The following is a 15,141-nucleotide window of genomic DNA, read 5'->3' as shown; positions in this document are numbered from 1 at the left end:
TTATTCTTTGTATGAATATGGTATTTACGCATCACGGCGCGATCGGGCAATGTTCAAATGCCCGGAATGCCGAATTATTTACAGTGAACCTGTAGCAGATCAATTTTATTCAGAGAGCCGTTCTGTGACCGTTAAACGACCCGTTTCCGGAAGCCTTGCCTGGGCTTTCTTTTCGATAATTGCCTTATCCGTGCTGACCAGCACCGTCGCGCTGCTGACGCTAGCCAGCAGCCAGCGTGACGCCGAAGCCATTAATATCGCGGGTTCGCTGCGCATGCAGAGCTATCGTCTGGGCTACGAGATGCAGCGCAACAGCCCTGCCCTTGCCGCGCATCGCGACAGCTGGCAACGGACGCTGAGCGCGCCTGCCCTGCAGAAGCTGAACCGCTGGTACGTCCCGGACAATGTTAAAGCGCGCTACCAGCAGCTGCACGTGGCCTGGCTGGAGATGGATGCGCGCATCGCCCGCGGCGACAGCGCGTGGTATCAAACCCACATTGAGGATTTTGTCGGCCGTATTGATGCCTTTGTGCTCGTCCTCCAGCACTACACCGAACATAAAATTCAGACGGTGACCCTGCTCTCGCTGGCGGGCGCTCTCGGGATCCTGCTGCTGACGCTATTTACCCTGCGAGGCATCCGTCGCCAGGTGGTGTTGCCGCTTAACAATCTGGTGGCGGCCAGCGAACGGGTTGAGCGAGGGGAATTTGCAACCCCGGCGCCCGATACCGCCCTGCCGAACGAGCTGGGCCAACTCTCCCGCGCCTTCAACCACATGTCCGCCGAGCTGGCTACGCTCTACCGTTCGCTCGAAGCCTCGGTCGCGGAAAAGACTCGGCATCTGCATGAAGCCCACCAGCAGCTCGACATGCTGTTCAAATGCTCGCAGGCGCTGAATACCGGCCAGATAGACAGCCACTGCTTTCGGCATATCCTGCAGATTGTCCATGACTATACGCAGATGAATTATCTCGAACTGCGCACCAGCGACGACTGGCGGCAGTCTGAAGGGACGGAGTCACATGGCATTCCTCTGCAGCACCTGCCGGTACTGATGCAGGACACCCTTTACGGCGAGCTGCGCTGGCAAAGCGAGACGGACAGCGTTCCCCTTCCGCTGATGAGAAGCGTGGCGACCATGCTCGGGCGCGGGCTGTACTTTAACCAGGCGCAAAAACATTACCAGCAGCTGCTGCTGATGGAAGAGCGCGCCACCATTGCACGCGAGCTGCACGATTCGCTGGCGCAGGTGCTGTCGTATCTGCGCATTCAGCTTGCGCTACTCAAACGCGCCGTGCCCGAGGAAAATACCCGGGCGCAGACCATCATCACCGACTTCTCCCGCGAGCTGAACAATGCCTGGCAGCAGCTGCGCGAGCTGCTCACCACCTTCCGCCTGACGCTGAACCACGCGAACTTACCCGCGGCGCTGCAGGAGTCCCTCGACGTCCTGCAGAGCCAGACGCAGGCGAAGCTGCATCTCGACTGCCGCCTCTCCTCGCTGGCGCTGGACGCGCAAAAACAGGTGCATTTGCTGCAGATCGTGCGTGAGGCCGTGCTGAACGCCATTAAGCACGCGCAGGCCAGCGAGATCACCGTCAGCTGCGTGACCGCCGTGGACGGTACGCACAGCGTCAGCATTCGCGATAACGGCATCGGGATTGGCGAAGCCAGCGAGCCGCCGGGACACTACGGCCTGAACATTATGCGCGAACGCGCGCAACGGCTCGGCGGAATGCTGCACTTCTCGCAGCCGCAAAACGGCGGCACGCTGGTCAGCGTGACGTTCCCGGCGCCCGCGCCGTTAACGGGTAAATAACGGTAAAGGAGGACGCGCAGGAAAAAGCGCATGATAATTTACATTATCTCCTTTATTTCTCCACGTTTGACCTGGGCCTTACCGCTAAAGTTATGCGGGCAATAAACAATAATGACGTGCAGCAAAACGAGGTCACACTTTCATGGCGAATTTTTTCATCGATCGCCCCATTTTTGCCTGGGTGCTTGCCATCCTGTTGTGTCTGACAGGTGTCCTGGCGATTACTTCACTTCCTGTTGAGCAATACCCCGATCTGGCACCGCCTAACGTGCGCGTCACCGCAAACTACCCCGGCGCTTCCGCACAAACGCTGGAAAACACCGTGACGCAGGTTATCGAGCAGAACATGACGGGTCTGGATAACCTGATGTACATGTCCTCACAAAGTAGCGCCACGGGCCAGGCGACGGTTACCCTGAGCTTTAAGGCGGGCACCGACCCGGACGAAGCGGTGCAGCAGGTGCAAAACCAGCTGCAGTCGGCCATGCGCAAGCTGCCCCAGGCGGTGCAGAATCAGGGCGTGACCGTGCGTAAAACCGGTGATACCAACATTTTGACCATCGCGTTTGTCTCGACAGATGGCTCGATGGATAAACAGGACATTGCCGACTACGTCGCCAGTAATATTCAGGATCCCATCAGCCGTATCAACGGCGTCGGGGATATCGACGCCTACGGCTCACAGTACTCTATGCGCATCTGGCTCGACCCCAACAAGCTGAACAGCGTCCAGATGACGGCAACCGACGTGACGAATGCCATCAAGGCCCAGAACGCCCAGATTGCGGTGGGGCAGCTGGGGGGAACACCGTCCGTCGATAAGCAGGCCCTGAACGCCACCATCAATTCTCAATCCCTGCTGCAGACGCCGGACCAGTTCCGCAACATCACCCTGCGCGTGAATCAGGATGGGTCGGAAGTGCGTCTGGGCGATGTCGCCACGGTGGAAATGGGGGCGGAAAAATATGACTACCTGAGCCGCTTTAACGGCAACCAGGCCTCCGGTCTGGGGATAAAGCTTGCCTCCGGCGCAAACGAAATGGCCACGGCAAAACTGGTGTTAGACCGTCTGGACGAGCTTTCACAGTATTTCCCGCACGGGCTGGAGTACAAAGTCGCCTACGAAACCACCTCCTTCGTTAAAGCGTCGATCGAGGACGTGGTGAAGACCCTGCTGGAAGCCATCGCACTGGTATTCCTGGTGATGTACCTGTTCCTGCAAAACTTCCGCGCGACGCTGATCCCTACCATTGCCGTTCCCGTGGTGCTGCTGGGGACCTTTGCGGTGCTTTACGCCTTCGGGTACAGCATTAATACCCTGACGATGTTTGCGATGGTGCTGGCGATTGGCCTTCTGGTGGATGATGCCATCGTGGTGGTTGAAAACGTCGAGCGCATCATGAGCGAAGAAGGACTCTCCCCGCGCCAGGCGACGCGAAAATCCATGGGGCAAATTCAGGGGGCGCTGGTCGGTATTGCGATGGTGCTGTCGGCCGTCTTTATCCCGATGGCCTTCTTTGGCGGCACAACCGGGGCGATTTACCGTCAGTTCTCAATAACCATCGTCTCGGCGATGGTTCTCTCCGTGCTGGTGGCGCTGATCCTTACCCCTGCGCTGTGCGCCACTATTCTGAAACCGCTGCACAAAGGGGAGCAGCACGGGCAAAAAGGGTTCTTCGGCTGGTTTAACCGGATGTTCAACCGCAATGCCGCGCGGTATGAATCTGCCGTCGGTGGCGTGCTCCATCGCAGCCTGCGCTGGATGATGATTTACGTTGTGCTGCTGGGCGGCATGGTCTGGCTGTTTATGCATCTCCCCACCTCGTTCCTGCCTATGGAAGACCGGGGCATGTTCACCACCTCGGTGCAGCTCCCGAGCGGCGCAACGCAGCAGCAGACGCTGAAAGTGGTCCAGAAAGTGGAGCAGTACTTCTTCACCAAAGAGAAAGATAACGTTGTGTCGGTCTTCTCCACCGTGGGCTCTGGCCCGGGCGGAAACGGGCAGAACGTCGCCCGCATGTTCGTCCGCCTGAAGGACTGGGACGAGCGCGATACCCGAACGGGAACGTCATTTGCCATTATTGAACGTGCGACCAAAGCCTTTGCGCATATTAAAGAGGCGCGCGTCTTCGCCAGCAGCCCGCCGGCGATAAGCGGTCTGGGCAGTTCCGCCGGGTTTGATATGGAGCTGCAGGATCACGCCGGCGCGGGCCACACGGCGCTGATGGCGGCACGCGATAAGCTGTTAGCGCTGGCGGGCAACGATCCTGGCCTGACCCGCGTTCGCCATAACGGTCTTGACGACAGCCCGCAGCTCCAGGTGGATATCGATCAGCGTAAGGCGCAGGCGCTTGGCGTGTCGATCAACGATATCAACGATACCCTGCAGACGGCGTGGGGCTCGAGCTATGTGAATGACTTTATGGATCGCGGCCGCGTGAAAAAAGTGTATGTCCAGTCCGCCGCGCCGTTCCGCATGCTGCCGGATGATATAAACCGCTGGTTTGTCAGGAATAACGCTGGCGGCATGGTGCCGTTCTCCGCGTTTGCCACCTCGCGCTGGGAGAGCGGTTCGCCGCGTCTGGAGCGCTATAACGGCTACTCTGCGGTTGAAATCGTCGGGGAAGCTGCGCCGGGCGTCAGTACCGGTACCGCTATGGATACCATGGAAAAACTGGTCCAGCAGCTGCCCGCCGGTTTTGGTCTGGAGTGGACGGCCATGTCCTACCAGGAGCGTCTCTCCGGGGCACAGGCTCCCGCACTTTACGCGCTCTCTCTGCTGGTGGTCTTCCTCTGCCTAGCCGCACTGTATGAAAGCTGGTCGGTACCGTTCTCGGTCATGCTGGTCGTGCCGCTTGGCGTCATCGGTGCGCTGCTGGCGACCTGGATGCGCGGCCTCGAGAACGATGTTTACTTCCAGGTGGGTCTGCTCACCGTGATTGGGCTATCGGCGAAAAACGCCATTCTGATCGTTGAATTTGCCAACGAGATGAATGCCAAAGGCCACGAGCTGATGGCCGCCACGCTGCACGCCTGCCGTCAGCGCTTACGCCCGATCCTGATGACGTCGCTGGCGTTTGTCTTTGGCGTACTGCCGATGGCGACCAGTACGGGCGCAGGCTCCAGCAGCCAGCATGCCGTCGGGACGGGGGTAATGGGCGGCATGATTTCGGCCACCGTTCTGGCCATTTACTTCGTGCCGTTGTTCTTTGTGCTGGTGCGTCGTCGCTTCCCGCTAAAGGAACGCGCTGAGTAAGTGATTGAAATAAAAAAAGGCGGCTTTATCGGCCGCCTTTTTATTGTGTGATTAATTCACACTATGGTTATTTTACTTATTTTAGTGCTCTTGCAATTCTTACTGAATGTCATTTACGAAGCATGCCTTCGATAAAATCTTTCCAGTTCCCCAGTTCACGTTCAATCATAACACCCTCTCTTATTATTATGCGCATTCTACAAAAACGGACCATCATTGTGAAGACTATTTAACCAATTGCTGTGATTGTACCCCACGTCCTGCGGGGATTTATGATAAATATGAACGGAGAAGCCTCAATTTTTTGTGACGGCTAGCAATATTTTGAAATAACCCTCCGAACGGGTGAGTTTTATTTTACCCGCTGAGTTTATTCGAAATTTAAACTTTATGGACATCTATGCTTAAAGGGTGAAAGAATATTCAGCGTACAGATGTGAGTTGAATTAAGAAGAAGCGTAAATCCAGACGATTCCTGAATGTGTTATATTCCACTTAAGGATATATCTTCGAATTCACTGAACATTTAATCATCATTAGGTCAAAAGGATTCACCATGGTTGTGATGTACGGCATAAAAAATTGCGACACCATCAAAAAAGCCCGTCGCTGGCTGGAAGCAAACGGCGTGGAGTACCGTTTCCACGATTACCGAGCCGATGGGCTTGATGCAGAATTTCTGCATAGCGCGATCGGCGAGCTGGGGTGGGAAGCCCTGCTGAACACCCGCGGCACCACCTGGCGTAAGCTGGACGAATCTCTGCGCGCCAGCATCAACAACGCCGACAGCGCGGCAAAACTGATGCTCGACATGCCGGCAATTATCAAACGCCCATTGCTCTGCGCGCCAGGGCAGCCTATGCTGCTGGGTTTCAGTGAAACCCTTTATTCCGACTTTTTTCGTTGAGGTGTAGTTTATGTCATGCCCGGTCATTGAGCTGACTCAGCAGCTTATTCGCCGTCCTTCCCTTAGCCCGGACGACGCAGGTTGTCAGGCACTTATGATTGAGCGCCTGCGTGCCATCGGTTTTACCGTTGAACGCATGGATTTTGGCGATACCCAGAACTTCTGGGCGTGGCGCGGACAGGGCGAAACGCTGGCCTTTGCCGGGCATACTGACGTCGTTCCCGCCGGTGACGCGGATCGCTGGATCAACCCGCCGTTTGAGCCGACCATCCGCGACGGCATGCTGTTTGGTCGCGGCGCGGCAGACATGAAAGGCTCGCTGGCGGCGATGGTCGTGGCGGCAGAGCGCTTTGTGGCTCAGCATCCAAACCACAAAAACCGTCTCGCGTTTTTAATCACCTCCGACGAAGAAGCCAGCGCCCATAACGGTACCGTGAAGGTCGTTGAAGCGCTGATGGCGCGTAACGAACGTCTCGACTACTGTCTGGTCGGTGAGCCGTCGAGTACCGAAGTGGTGGGCGATGTCGTCAAAAACGGGCGTCGCGGCTCGCTGACCTGTAACCTGACCATTCACGGCGTACAGGGGCACGTTGCTTACCCGCATCTGGCCGATAACCCGGTCCATCGCGCTGCGCCGATGCTGAGCGAGCTGGTGGGCATCGAGTGGGATAAAGGCAACGAATTCTTCCCGCCAACCAGCATGCAGATCGCGAACGTCAAGGCCGGGACCGGCAGCAACAACGTGATCCCGGGTGATTACTTCGTCCAGTTTAACTTCCGCTTCAGCACCGAACTGACCGATGAGATGATCAAGGCGCGCGTTATCGCGCTGCTGGAAAAATATCACCTGCGCTACACCGTGGAGTGGTGGCTTTCCGGCCAGCCGTTCCTGACGCATCGCGGTAAGCTGGTGGATGCGGTGGTGAACGCCATCGAGCACTATAATGAAATTAAGCCACAGCTGCTGACAACGGGTGGCACCTCAGACGGACGCTTTATCGCCCGTATGGGTGCCCAGGTTGTCGAACTGGGTCCAGTGAACGCAACCATTCATAAAATCAATGAGTGTGTCAATGCGGCAGATTTGCAACTGCTGGCCCGTATGTATCAACGTATTATGGAGCAACTCGTCGCCTGACGAACGCTCTGAGAGGAATAGCGAATGGATTGGCTTTCAAAGTACTGGTGGATTCTGGTGTTAGTTTTTCTGGTTGGCGTACTGCTGAACGTGATTAAAGATCTTAAGCGCGTTGACCATAAAAAATTTCTCGCCAATAAACCGGATCTTCCCCCGCACCGTGATTTTAACGACAAGTGGGACGATGACGACGACTGGCCGAAGAAGGACCAGAAGAAGTAATCCCCTCACCCCCAGCCCCTCTCCCCAGAGGGGCGAGGGGAGCCATGTTCCCTCCCCCTTAGAGGTGAGGGGAAATAATCACATAAACTCTACAATATCATCGTTATCCGGCTTGCCGCCGCTGAGCGCTTCATCAAAGTAGTGCTTCGGTACGGTATAGCGCAAACGATCGAGCGCGAACTGCATGCTACGGTCGTCAATCGCGTGGCCCAGATCGTCAACGATATCCAGCGTCACGTCTCCACCTTCGCGAATCAGCGCTTCCTGAGCGGCAACCGCATGCGAGAGCTCAATCACCCGGTCTTCGCCACCGTGGATCAGGTGGATCGTGGTCTGCGTGGTCGCGCTTGTCGGTAACGTCGCAAAACGACCGTTAAACGCAATGACGCGTGACGCCAGACCCGGCTGCGCTTTTACGCTTTCCAGCGACATGATTGACCCCTGCGAGAAGCCAATCAGCGCGGTCGCGTCAGCACCCACGCCGCTCTGCTGCTGCCAGTAGCGGACGACGTCGATAAAGGTGGGCATGATGGCGTCGATGCGAGCCTGACGATTCTCTTCCGTCACGCCCTGAACAGAGAACCACTGGCGTCCGTTCGGACCACATGGCTCTACGCCACCGATGCTGACAATCAATGCTTCCGGAAACACGGGCGCAAACCAGCTGCCAATCTGACCCATATTGACGGCATTATCGCCAACGCCATGAAACAGAAGCAGTAACTGTTTAGCCGGTTTGTCAGGGCTTTGAACAACAAAATGGTCGTGTTTCATGGTGGTCTCCTTAATAGATGACCTGGATTCTACGCCTCCCGACGTGAATGACCATGCCACTTTACTGAAGAAGTCATTGAAAAAATTGCCATTGCAAAATGTCTTCTTTCAACTGCTGGCTACGGAGATAATCAAGACTTTCAATCGCTTGCGCGGTTTCATTTCGCAACGTTGCCAGCAACGCTTTTCGCCCGACGTCTTCCGTTTTTCCGTCCATTTTCCCGCGCAGGGCCGGAAGCGGCATATCCACGGTTAACAACAGCCGCGTCAGTGCGGCAACCGAGGTTGAAAACGCCCGATGAGCAAAAGCAAACCCCGCCAGCTCCAGCCAGTCGTCATTATTAAGGGTAGCTTCCCAGCCGTCTTCCACGGGGATCTTTTCACCGTTCCAGGCCGATAGCACCCGCGCATCGCGCTTCAGACGCTGCTGCGCCTGCTCGCACAGCTGACGCCCGGCCTCGCTCTGCGGCAGCAAGGCCATCGCGGTGAAGCAGCCGCTGCTGGCTTCACGATGGCTGCCCATCCGCACCAGCTCAAACCCACATTGCTGCCAGAAACGCCACAGCTCATCGGTATAACCAAAGCTCACCGACAGATAGTCTTCGCCGCTGGCGCCGCGAACAAGCGCCTGGCCAATCCCTTCCCGCTGACGGTGAGGATGTACGGCAATGCGGGTCACCCGTCGTCCTCTGAGCGTCGCCGCCAGCGGAGAGCCGCCGTGCGCCGCAAGAGACTGCGCCACCAGGTTACCGCGCGGACGCCGGTATCCTGCCCACACGGCGCGGCTAAGCTCAGGGGAGAGCCCGCCCTCCTCCACCAGCCAGAGCGCCCCGGCGATAACCGGATTCGTTTCGGCAACGGCAAACTGCTGCCCGGGCGCGTCCATCATGCGGCGTAAATCGAGCGGCGAGGTGCGATAATGCGCCGCGCAGAGAAGCTCGTATACGCTCGCTGCAAGCGCCGGGCGGCTTTCCCATGCCGTCGGCGTCAGAGACGTTAAACGCACCTCCCCTTCCGGGCGTCGGTCAATCAGCGTATCGTCAAACAGCAGCGCGCTGGCAACAACCCGCTCAAGCGGGCAGCCCGCCGCCCAGCGTACCGGTGTAGATAAGCTGTAGCGCTGCAGCCCGGCAAACCGACCGCAGAATTTAAGCAAGAATCCCCGGCCCGTCCCCTCATATCCCTGCACCGTGGTGGTCAACAGCACGCGAGGGAAACGGGCAACTAGCTTTTCAAGCAGAGGTCCGGGGATCGCAGCGGCTTCATCGACAATTAGCCAGTCAGCCCGGTGTGAAGAGGCAAGCAGCGCGTCCGGGGCCATAAAATGAAAACGCTCTCCGGCAAAGCGGGCGATGATATCCGTCGCCCCCTTCGACGGCGCGGTAACCACGGCGCTGCCCGCAATGCGGTTTAGCAACATGCCCGCCAGGGCTGATTTTCCGCGCCCGCGCGCGGCGGTGACGGCCACGATGCCCTCCGCCATCCCCTGCAGCACATCCAGGATCTCAGCCTGCTCGCGCTGCGGGGCGCCGCTGGCAGGCTGCCAGTCAGGCGCGTCGGGTAAAGGTGGAAGAGATAACGCACGGCCCTGATGCCAGACAATCGCGTCGGGGTCGGCGGCAATCGTCCGGCAGAAATGGCGTACAAAATGCGGAGTGGCTATCGCTTCGGCGCTGTCGCTCCAGCGCAGTGAATCGCTGTCTGGCAACCCGGGCCACGCGTCGAGCGGCGGAACCCGCAGCACCAGAAGGCTTCCGGCGCTCAGCGTTCCGCTCAGGGCGGCAAACGCGGCGACATCAAACCCGGCGCTGGCGTCAAAAACAGCGTGCCGGTACTCGCGTCCCAGCAGGCCGCCGATGGCTTTTGAAGGGTGTTCGTCAAGCCTTACCCAGTCTCCGGGCAAGGCGTCACGCAGGGTCAGCGCCTGGGTTAACGTCCACTGCGCCTCACCGCTGAGCACCACCAGCCGACGATGGCCGGTGCGCTCAAGCTCGCTTATCAGCTCTTCAAACTGCAGCATTACATCGCTTTGCCGAAGGTATTACACTGCGCCGGATCGCCGCTGTCGAAGCCGCGTTTGAACCAGCTATAGCGCTGCTGTGAAGTACCGTGAGTGAAGCTGTCCGGCACAACGCGCCCCTGGCTCTGCTGCTGAAGGCGGTCGTCACCGATAGCCTGAGCGGCATTTAACGCCTCTTCAAGATCGCCGGATTCCAGCACGCCCTGCTGCTGCATGCTGTGGCCCCAGACCCCCGCGAAGCAGTCCGCCTGCAGCTCCATTTTAACGGAAAGGCGGTTCACGTCAGCCTGAGACGCATTTTGCTGGAGCTGGCGCACTTTGGGCTCAATTCCCAGCAATTTTTGAACGTGATGGCCGACTTCATGCGCGATCACGTAGCCCTGGGCAAAATCACCGTCAGCGCCAAGCTTGCGTTTCATGTCATCGTAAAAAGAGAGATCGATATAGACGGTGCCGTCTGCCGGGCAGTAGAACGGCCCCATCACAGATTGCCCGGTACCGCATCCGGTGCGGGTTGCCCCCCGGTACATCACCAGCTTCGGCTGCTGGTAGGTACGCCCCATCTTCTCGAACAGCTGACCCCAGGTGTCTTCTGTTGTGGCGAGAATAACGGAGGTAAATTTGGCCGCTTCATCTTCATTCGGGCTGATGGAGCGCTGAGAATGCTCCTGCTGCTGCAGCGGCTGACCGGTCATCAACCCGGTGAGGTCAACGCCGTAATACCCCGCAACCAGCACGACAATCAGCAGGATGATACCGCCCTTGCCGCTGGGTAACCGGAAGCCGGGCCCTCCCATTGAAGGACCGCCGCCGCCATCACTGCGTCTGTCTTCTACATTGTCACTTTCACGACGCCCTTGCCAGCGCATAACCACCTCGAACTATTCCATTTATAATAGCTATGATCGTAGGCGGTTAACGGCAAGATTACCATAGGAAACAAGGGTAAGACGCCAAAGGATGGGAACATCCTTTGGCAAGTGAGGGAGTTAGTCGAGCTTAACGCCTAAACGGTGAGCAACCGCTTCGTACGCTTCAATCAGGCCACCCAGGCTCTGACGGAAACGGTCTTTGTCCATTTTATCCAGGGTTTCTTTATCCCACAGGCGGCTACCGTCTGGTGAGAACTCATCGCCCAGCACCACTTCGCCTTTGAACAGACCAAACTCCAGCTTGAAGTCGACGAGGATCAGGCCCGCGTCATCAAACAGTTTTTTCAGCACGTCGTTGGCTTTGTAGGTCAGCTCCTGCATACGCGCCAGGTTCTCTTTGCTCACCCAGCCGAAGGTTTCGCAGTAGGATTCGTTGACCATCGGGTCGTGCATGGCATCGTTTTTCAGGAACAGGTCGAACAGCGGTGGATTCAGTTCGATACCTTCTTCAATGCCCAGACGCTTCACCAGGGAGCCCGCCGCACGGTTACGAATAACGCACTCAACCGGAACCATATCCAGTTTTTTCACCAGACATTCCGTATCGGACAGCAACGCTTCCATCTGGGTCGGGATGCCCGCTTCGGCCAGTTTGGTCATAATGAAGTGGTTGAACTTGTTGTTCACCATGCCTTTACGATCGAACTGCTCAATGCGTGCGCCATCCCCTGCTGACGTATCATTGCGGAACTCGAGCACCAACAGATCCGGGTTTTCCGTGCTGTATACGGTCTTCGCTTTGCCACGATACAACTCAGCTTGCTTCTGCATCTTCATTACTCCTGGTGTGATGATTTGTGTTCAAAACTGGGGATATTATGCCACGCACACGTTTGCGTAGCACTAAAATAAAAAGGGCTGGATTCACCAGCCCTCGTATTTATTTGCTGAATGCTGCCTGGAAGACAGCGACCAGCGCATCGTTCTGCGACTGGGTCAGCGTATGACCTTTTGGATCGATAAACTGCAGACTGCTGCGGTTATCAAGGTCGCCTACCTGAATCTTGTAGTCACCGGAGGCAAGCTGAGGATCTTTCGCGCCCAGTTCCTGCCATGCGCTGTCGGAGAGCGGCTTATACGTTGCCGTCATGCTGCCGGTTGAACGCGTGCTGTCGGTCACTTTCATGCCCACTTTTTCAAGCGTCGCTGGCAGACGCTGCCAGGTCTGGTTAAACGGTGCACGCACCACCAGCATTGGCAGGCCGGTATCATCCGCACCGCTTTGCACATCGAAGGTCGCGCCGTTGCGGCTCTGCGCGGCGTTGGCGGCATCGGTAGCGGTCTTATCCAGACCCGCGGCAATCACGTTCAGCATTTCGGTACTGTAACGCTGCAGGGACGCGGCATCCGCAACCGGTTTACCCGCCTGCTCCAGGTTCAACAGCTTAACGTTAACCGCCTGCTGGTAACCCTGTGGTTTAACGGAGACTTGATAACGACCGCGGTACTGCTGGTCTTCATCCAGGCGGTTCCATTCGATCCAGTCGGTGGTTAACGTCTGGCTGGCGTCATCGCGTTTATCGATGGTGTAGTTCTTCGACTGAATGACGCTGACAACCTGCGGCCACAGCGTGCTACCGCGCGCGCTCTCAACCATCAGAGACGCCGTATCACCGGTGAACTGGGTACGCGCCCCGCTGACCAGCGCCAGAGGCTGTGCTGGCGGACGAATATCAAGCGCTTTACCGACCAGGCCGCTGCCGTTGGTCACGGGAATATTATAATCGCCGTTCTGAATCGGCAGGATCATACCAGCCGGTGCGTGAAGTTCAGCAAGCGGGGTCGCATCCAGATAGGATTCATCACCGCTCACCTGGCGCTTGTAGCGCGAATCTGAACTACAGGCAGCGAGCAGCATAACAAGCGAAACACTCGCAACCTTCGCCAGGCGCGACTTCTGTACTGAATAAGCCATCAAATCTCCCTAAACTCTACAGCAAACCGGCATGCTTCAGCGCCGCCCTGACGATGTCACGACCGTGGTCGGTAATCGGTGTCATTGGCAGACGCAGCGTATCGGTTGCTACAAGCCCCAACTCCTTACATGCCCATTTCACTGGGATCGGATTGGGTTCGACAAATAATTTATTGTGCAGCGGCATCAGACGCTGATTAATGACGCGCGCTTCATCAAAGTGACCGGCTGCGGCCAGTTTGCACATTTCAGCCATATCGCGCGCCGCAACGTTTGACGTTACGGAGATCACGCCATGACCACCAAGCTGCATAAAGTCCAGCGCGGTCGCATCATCACCACTCAACAGGATAAAGTCGTCTGAAACCAGCTCTTTGATCTGATGAACGCGGCTTAAGTTCCCTGTCGCCTCTTTAATACCGATAATATTTTTTACTTCCGAGAGACGACCAACGGTTTCCGGCAGCATATCGCAACCGGTACGGGACGGCACATTATACAGAATTTGTGGCAAGTCAGTATGTTCAGCGATGGCTTTGAAGTGCTGGAACAAACCTTCCTGAGTAGGACGGTTGTAATAAGGGGTCACCGTCAGACAGCCCACGATGCCGCTGTCGTTAAAACGCTTGGTCAGGCTGATAGCTTCTGCGGTTGCATTAGCCCCTGTCCCCGCGATGACCGGAATACGTCCGTCCGCCAGTTCCAGGGTCAGCATCACCACATCGCCGTGCTCGTCGTGGCTCAGCGTTGCGGATTCACCGGTAGTCCCTACCGAAACGATCGCCGAGGTTCCGTTGGCGACATGGTAATCAATGAGCTTCTTCATGCTTGACCGGCAGACATTACCTTTTTCATCCATCGGTGTAACAAGCGCGACAATACTTCCCGTGAACATGAGCCATCCTCTGTGCGAACAAGAGCCTCAATGTTACGTTTGGAACTGTAATAAAAGCAAGCGACCTGAGGCTCGCAGGCGGTTGTATGCATGTTTTTTTTATGCTTTCCTTAGGAAGACTTAACCATGCAAAGGAAGAACAGGTTTGACAACCTCATCACAACATTACCTGGTTATCACTGCGCTGGGTGCCGACAGGCCGGGTATCGTGAACACCATCACCCGTCACGTAAGCAGCTGCGGCTGTAATATCGAAGACAGCCGTCTGGCGATGCTTGGCGAAGAGTTCACATTTATTATGTTGCTTTCCGGGACATGGAACGCCATTACGTTGATTGAATCGACCCTGCCGCTGAAGGGGGCCGAACTGGATTTGCTGATTGTCATGAAGCGCACCACTGCGCGTCCGCGTCCGGCACTGCCTTCTACCGTCTGGGTACAGGTTGAAGTGCCTGATTCACCGCATCTGATTGAGCGTTTCACTGCGCTTTTTGACAATCATCAGATGAATATTGCCGAACTGGTTTCCCGTACGCAGACAAGCGATGACCAGGGTCTTCCGGTGCTGTTTATTCAAGTTACCGCGCACAGCCCTGCCTCACAGGATGCGTCAAATATCGAGCAAGCGTTCAAAGCCCTCTGTACAGAATTAAACGCGCAGGGCAGTATAAGCGTCGTCAATTATTCGCAGCACGAACAGGATGGAGTTGAGTAATGAACCCACTGAAAGCCGGTGACATCGCACCGAAATTTAGCTTACCGGATCAAGACGGCGAGCAAGTAAATTTGACCGACTTCCAGGGACAGCGTGTTCTGGTCTATTTCTACCCGAAAGCCATGACCCCCGGCTGTACCGTACAGGCCTGCGGCTTACGCGACAACATGGACGAGTTGAAAAAAGTCGGTGTGGAAGTGCTGGGTATCAGCACGGATAAACCAGAAAAGCTGTCACGATTTGCTGAAAAAGAGCTGCTGAACTTCACGCTGCTTTCTGATGAAGATCATCAGGTGTGCGAGCAGTTCGGCGTCTGGGGCGAGAAGACGTTTATGGGTAAAACCTACGACGGCATTCACCGCATTAGCTTCCTGATTGACGCTGACGGTAAAGTTGAACATGTGTTTGACGACTTCAAAACCAGCAACCACCACGACGTGGTGTTGAACTGGCTGAAAGCAAGCGCCTGATAAACAGCAAAACGGCAACCCAGGTTGCCGTTTTTAATGTTTACCCCCTCTCCCCGTGGGAGAGGGTCGGAGTGAGGG

General features: G+C 56.6%; 14 protein-coding genes. 7 read left to right on the top strand and 7 right to left on the bottom strand.

Annotation, left to right across the window (positions count from 1 at the left end; translation table 11 throughout):
* The first annotated feature begins 124 nt into the window (after positions 1 to 124).
* Both narQ and acrD read left to right on the top strand, forming a co-directional pair.
* Positions 125 to 1,819: a nitrate/nitrite two-component system sensor histidine kinase NarQ gene (gene narQ / locus USF70_RS10610; protein ID WP_320735618.1), complete on the top strand. Its 1,695-nt coding sequence runs from the start codon at positions 125 to 127 to the stop codon at positions 1,817 to 1,819.
* A 142-nt stretch (positions 1,820 to 1,961) separates the two neighbouring features.
* The gene (gene acrD / locus USF70_RS10605) at positions 1,962 to 5,075 is read left to right on the top strand and encodes a multidrug efflux RND transporter permease AcrD (protein WP_320735617.1); all 3,114 of its coding nucleotides are present in this window, start codon (positions 1,962 to 1,964) and stop codon (positions 5,073 to 5,075) included.
* Positions 5,076 to 5,184: 109 nt separating this feature from the next.
* On the opposite strand, the gene ypfM is transcribed toward acrD, so the two are convergent.
* Entirely contained in the window at positions 5,185 to 5,244 is a 60-nt protein-coding gene (gene ypfM, locus USF70_RS10600) for a protein YpfM (protein WP_015572204.1), read from the bottom strand.
* Positions 5,245 to 5,631: 387 nt separating this feature from the next.
* Between ypfM and USF70_RS10595 the strand changes: the two genes are divergently transcribed.
* From USF70_RS10595 to USF70_RS10585, 3 genes are read left to right on the top strand one after another with little or no spacing between them, the layout of a single operon-like run.
* On the top strand, positions 5,632 to 5,982 hold the full coding sequence (locus USF70_RS10595) for an ArsC family reductase (RefSeq protein ID WP_033146164.1): 351 nt from the start codon (positions 5,632 to 5,634) through the stop codon (positions 5,980 to 5,982).
* A gap of 10 nt (positions 5,983 to 5,992) precedes the next feature.
* Positions 5,993 to 7,120: a succinyl-diaminopimelate desuccinylase gene (dapE, locus tag USF70_RS10590; RefSeq protein ID WP_033146165.1), complete on the top strand. Its 1,128-nt coding sequence runs from the start codon at positions 5,993 to 5,995 to the stop codon at positions 7,118 to 7,120.
* A 24-nt stretch (positions 7,121 to 7,144) separates the two neighbouring features.
* Complete coding sequence (locus USF70_RS10585) at positions 7,145 to 7,342, top strand: YpfN family protein (protein ID WP_014171111.1); 198 nt, start codon at positions 7,145 to 7,147, stop codon at positions 7,340 to 7,342.
* Between the two features lie 78 nt (positions 7,343 to 7,420).
* Here USF70_RS10585 and ypfH read toward each other — a convergent pair whose 3' ends face one another.
* From ypfH to dapA, 6 genes are all read right to left on the bottom strand, one after another.
* Positions 7,421 to 8,116, bottom strand: a complete 696-nt coding sequence (gene ypfH / locus USF70_RS10580; RefSeq protein ID WP_033146166.1) for an esterase — start codon at positions 8,114 to 8,116, stop codon at positions 7,421 to 7,423.
* Between the two features lie 73 nt (positions 8,117 to 8,189).
* A complete protein-coding gene (locus USF70_RS10575; RefSeq protein ID WP_033146167.1) occupies positions 8,190 to 10,136 on the bottom strand; it encodes a tRNA(Met) cytidine acetyltransferase TmcA in 1,947 nt (648 codons plus the stop codon).
* Positions 10,136 to 11,005, bottom strand: a complete 870-nt coding sequence (locus USF70_RS10570) for a neutral zinc metallopeptidase (protein WP_033146168.1) — start codon at positions 11,003 to 11,005, stop codon at positions 10,136 to 10,138. Before USF70_RS10570 ends, USF70_RS10575 begins: the two co-directional genes overlap by 1 nt.
* A 120-nt stretch (positions 11,006 to 11,125) precedes the next feature.
* Complete coding sequence (gene purC / locus USF70_RS10565) at positions 11,126 to 11,839, bottom strand: phosphoribosylaminoimidazolesuccinocarboxamide synthase (RefSeq protein WP_023332985.1); 714 nt, start codon at positions 11,837 to 11,839, stop codon at positions 11,126 to 11,128.
* Between the two features lie 109 nt (positions 11,840 to 11,948).
* Complete coding sequence (bamC, locus tag USF70_RS10560; protein WP_033146169.1) at positions 11,949 to 12,983, bottom strand: outer membrane protein assembly factor BamC; 1,035 nt, start codon at positions 12,981 to 12,983, stop codon at positions 11,949 to 11,951.
* Between the two features lie 16 nt (positions 12,984 to 12,999).
* Positions 13,000 to 13,878, bottom strand: coding sequence for a 4-hydroxy-tetrahydrodipicolinate synthase (dapA, locus tag USF70_RS10555; RefSeq protein WP_033146170.1), 879 nt, complete (start codon positions 13,876 to 13,878; stop codon positions 13,000 to 13,002).
* Positions 13,879 to 14,023: 145 nt separating this feature from the next.
* On the opposite strand from dapA, the gene USF70_RS10550 reads away from it, so the two are divergent.
* Together USF70_RS10550 and bcp are read left to right on the top strand one after the other, a co-directional pair.
* The gene (locus tag USF70_RS10550) at positions 14,024 to 14,593 is read left to right on the top strand and encodes a glycine cleavage system transcriptional repressor (protein WP_320735616.1); all 570 of its coding nucleotides are present in this window, start codon (positions 14,024 to 14,026) and stop codon (positions 14,591 to 14,593) included.
* Positions 14,593 to 15,063 carry a thioredoxin-dependent thiol peroxidase gene (bcp, locus tag USF70_RS10545; protein WP_032659360.1) on the top strand — a complete coding sequence of 157 codons (471 nt, stop codon included), beginning with the start codon at positions 14,593 to 14,595 and terminating at the stop codon, positions 15,061 to 15,063. Before USF70_RS10550 ends, bcp begins: the two co-directional genes overlap by 1 nt.
* The last annotated feature ends 78 nt before the right edge of the window (positions 15,064 to 15,141 follow it).

The sequence above is a fragment of the Enterobacter sp. 237C8 genome (assembly GCF_034106865.1).
GTDB classification, from domain to species: domain Bacteria; phylum Pseudomonadota; class Gammaproteobacteria; order Enterobacterales; family Enterobacteriaceae; genus Enterobacter; species Enterobacter asburiae_B.
This window is presented reverse-complemented; position numbering and strand designations above follow the sequence as displayed.

Bases quoted from the DNA above. Each gene is read 5' to 3' on its own strand.
- acrD (WP_320735617.1), top strand. From the start codon at position 1,962: ATGGCGAATTTTTTCATCGATCGCCCCATTTTTGCCTGGGTGCTTGCC.
- USF70_RS10595 (WP_033146164.1), top strand. From the start codon at position 5,632: ATGGTTGTGATGTACGGCATAAAAAATTGCGACACCATCAAAAAAGCC.
- dapE (WP_033146165.1), top strand. From the start codon at position 5,993: ATGTCATGCCCGGTCATTGAGCTGACTCAGCAGCTTATTCGCCGTCCT.
- USF70_RS10585 (WP_014171111.1), top strand. From the start codon at position 7,145: ATGGATTGGCTTTCAAAGTACTGGTGGATTCTGGTGTTAGTTTTTCTG.
- ypfH (WP_033146166.1), bottom strand. From the start codon at position 8,116: ATGAAACACGACCATTTTGTTGTTCAAAGCCCTGACAAACCGGCTAAA.
- USF70_RS10575 (WP_033146167.1), bottom strand. From the start codon at position 10,136: ATGCTGCAGTTTGAAGAGCTGATAAGCGAGCTTGAGCGCACCGGCCAT.
- USF70_RS10570 (WP_033146168.1), bottom strand. From the start codon at position 11,005: ATGCGCTGGCAAGGGCGTCGTGAAAGTGACAATGTAGAAGACAGACGC.
- purC (WP_023332985.1), bottom strand. From the start codon at position 11,839: ATGCAGAAGCAAGCTGAGTTGTATCGTGGCAAAGCGAAGACCGTATAC.
- bamC (WP_033146169.1), bottom strand. From the start codon at position 12,983: ATGGCTTATTCAGTACAGAAGTCGCGCCTGGCGAAGGTTGCGAGTGTT.
- dapA (WP_033146170.1), bottom strand. From the start codon at position 13,878: ATGTTCACGGGAAGTATTGTCGCGCTTGTTACACCGATGGATGAAAAA.
- bcp (WP_032659360.1), top strand. From the start codon at position 14,593: ATGAACCCACTGAAAGCCGGTGACATCGCACCGAAATTTAGCTTACCG.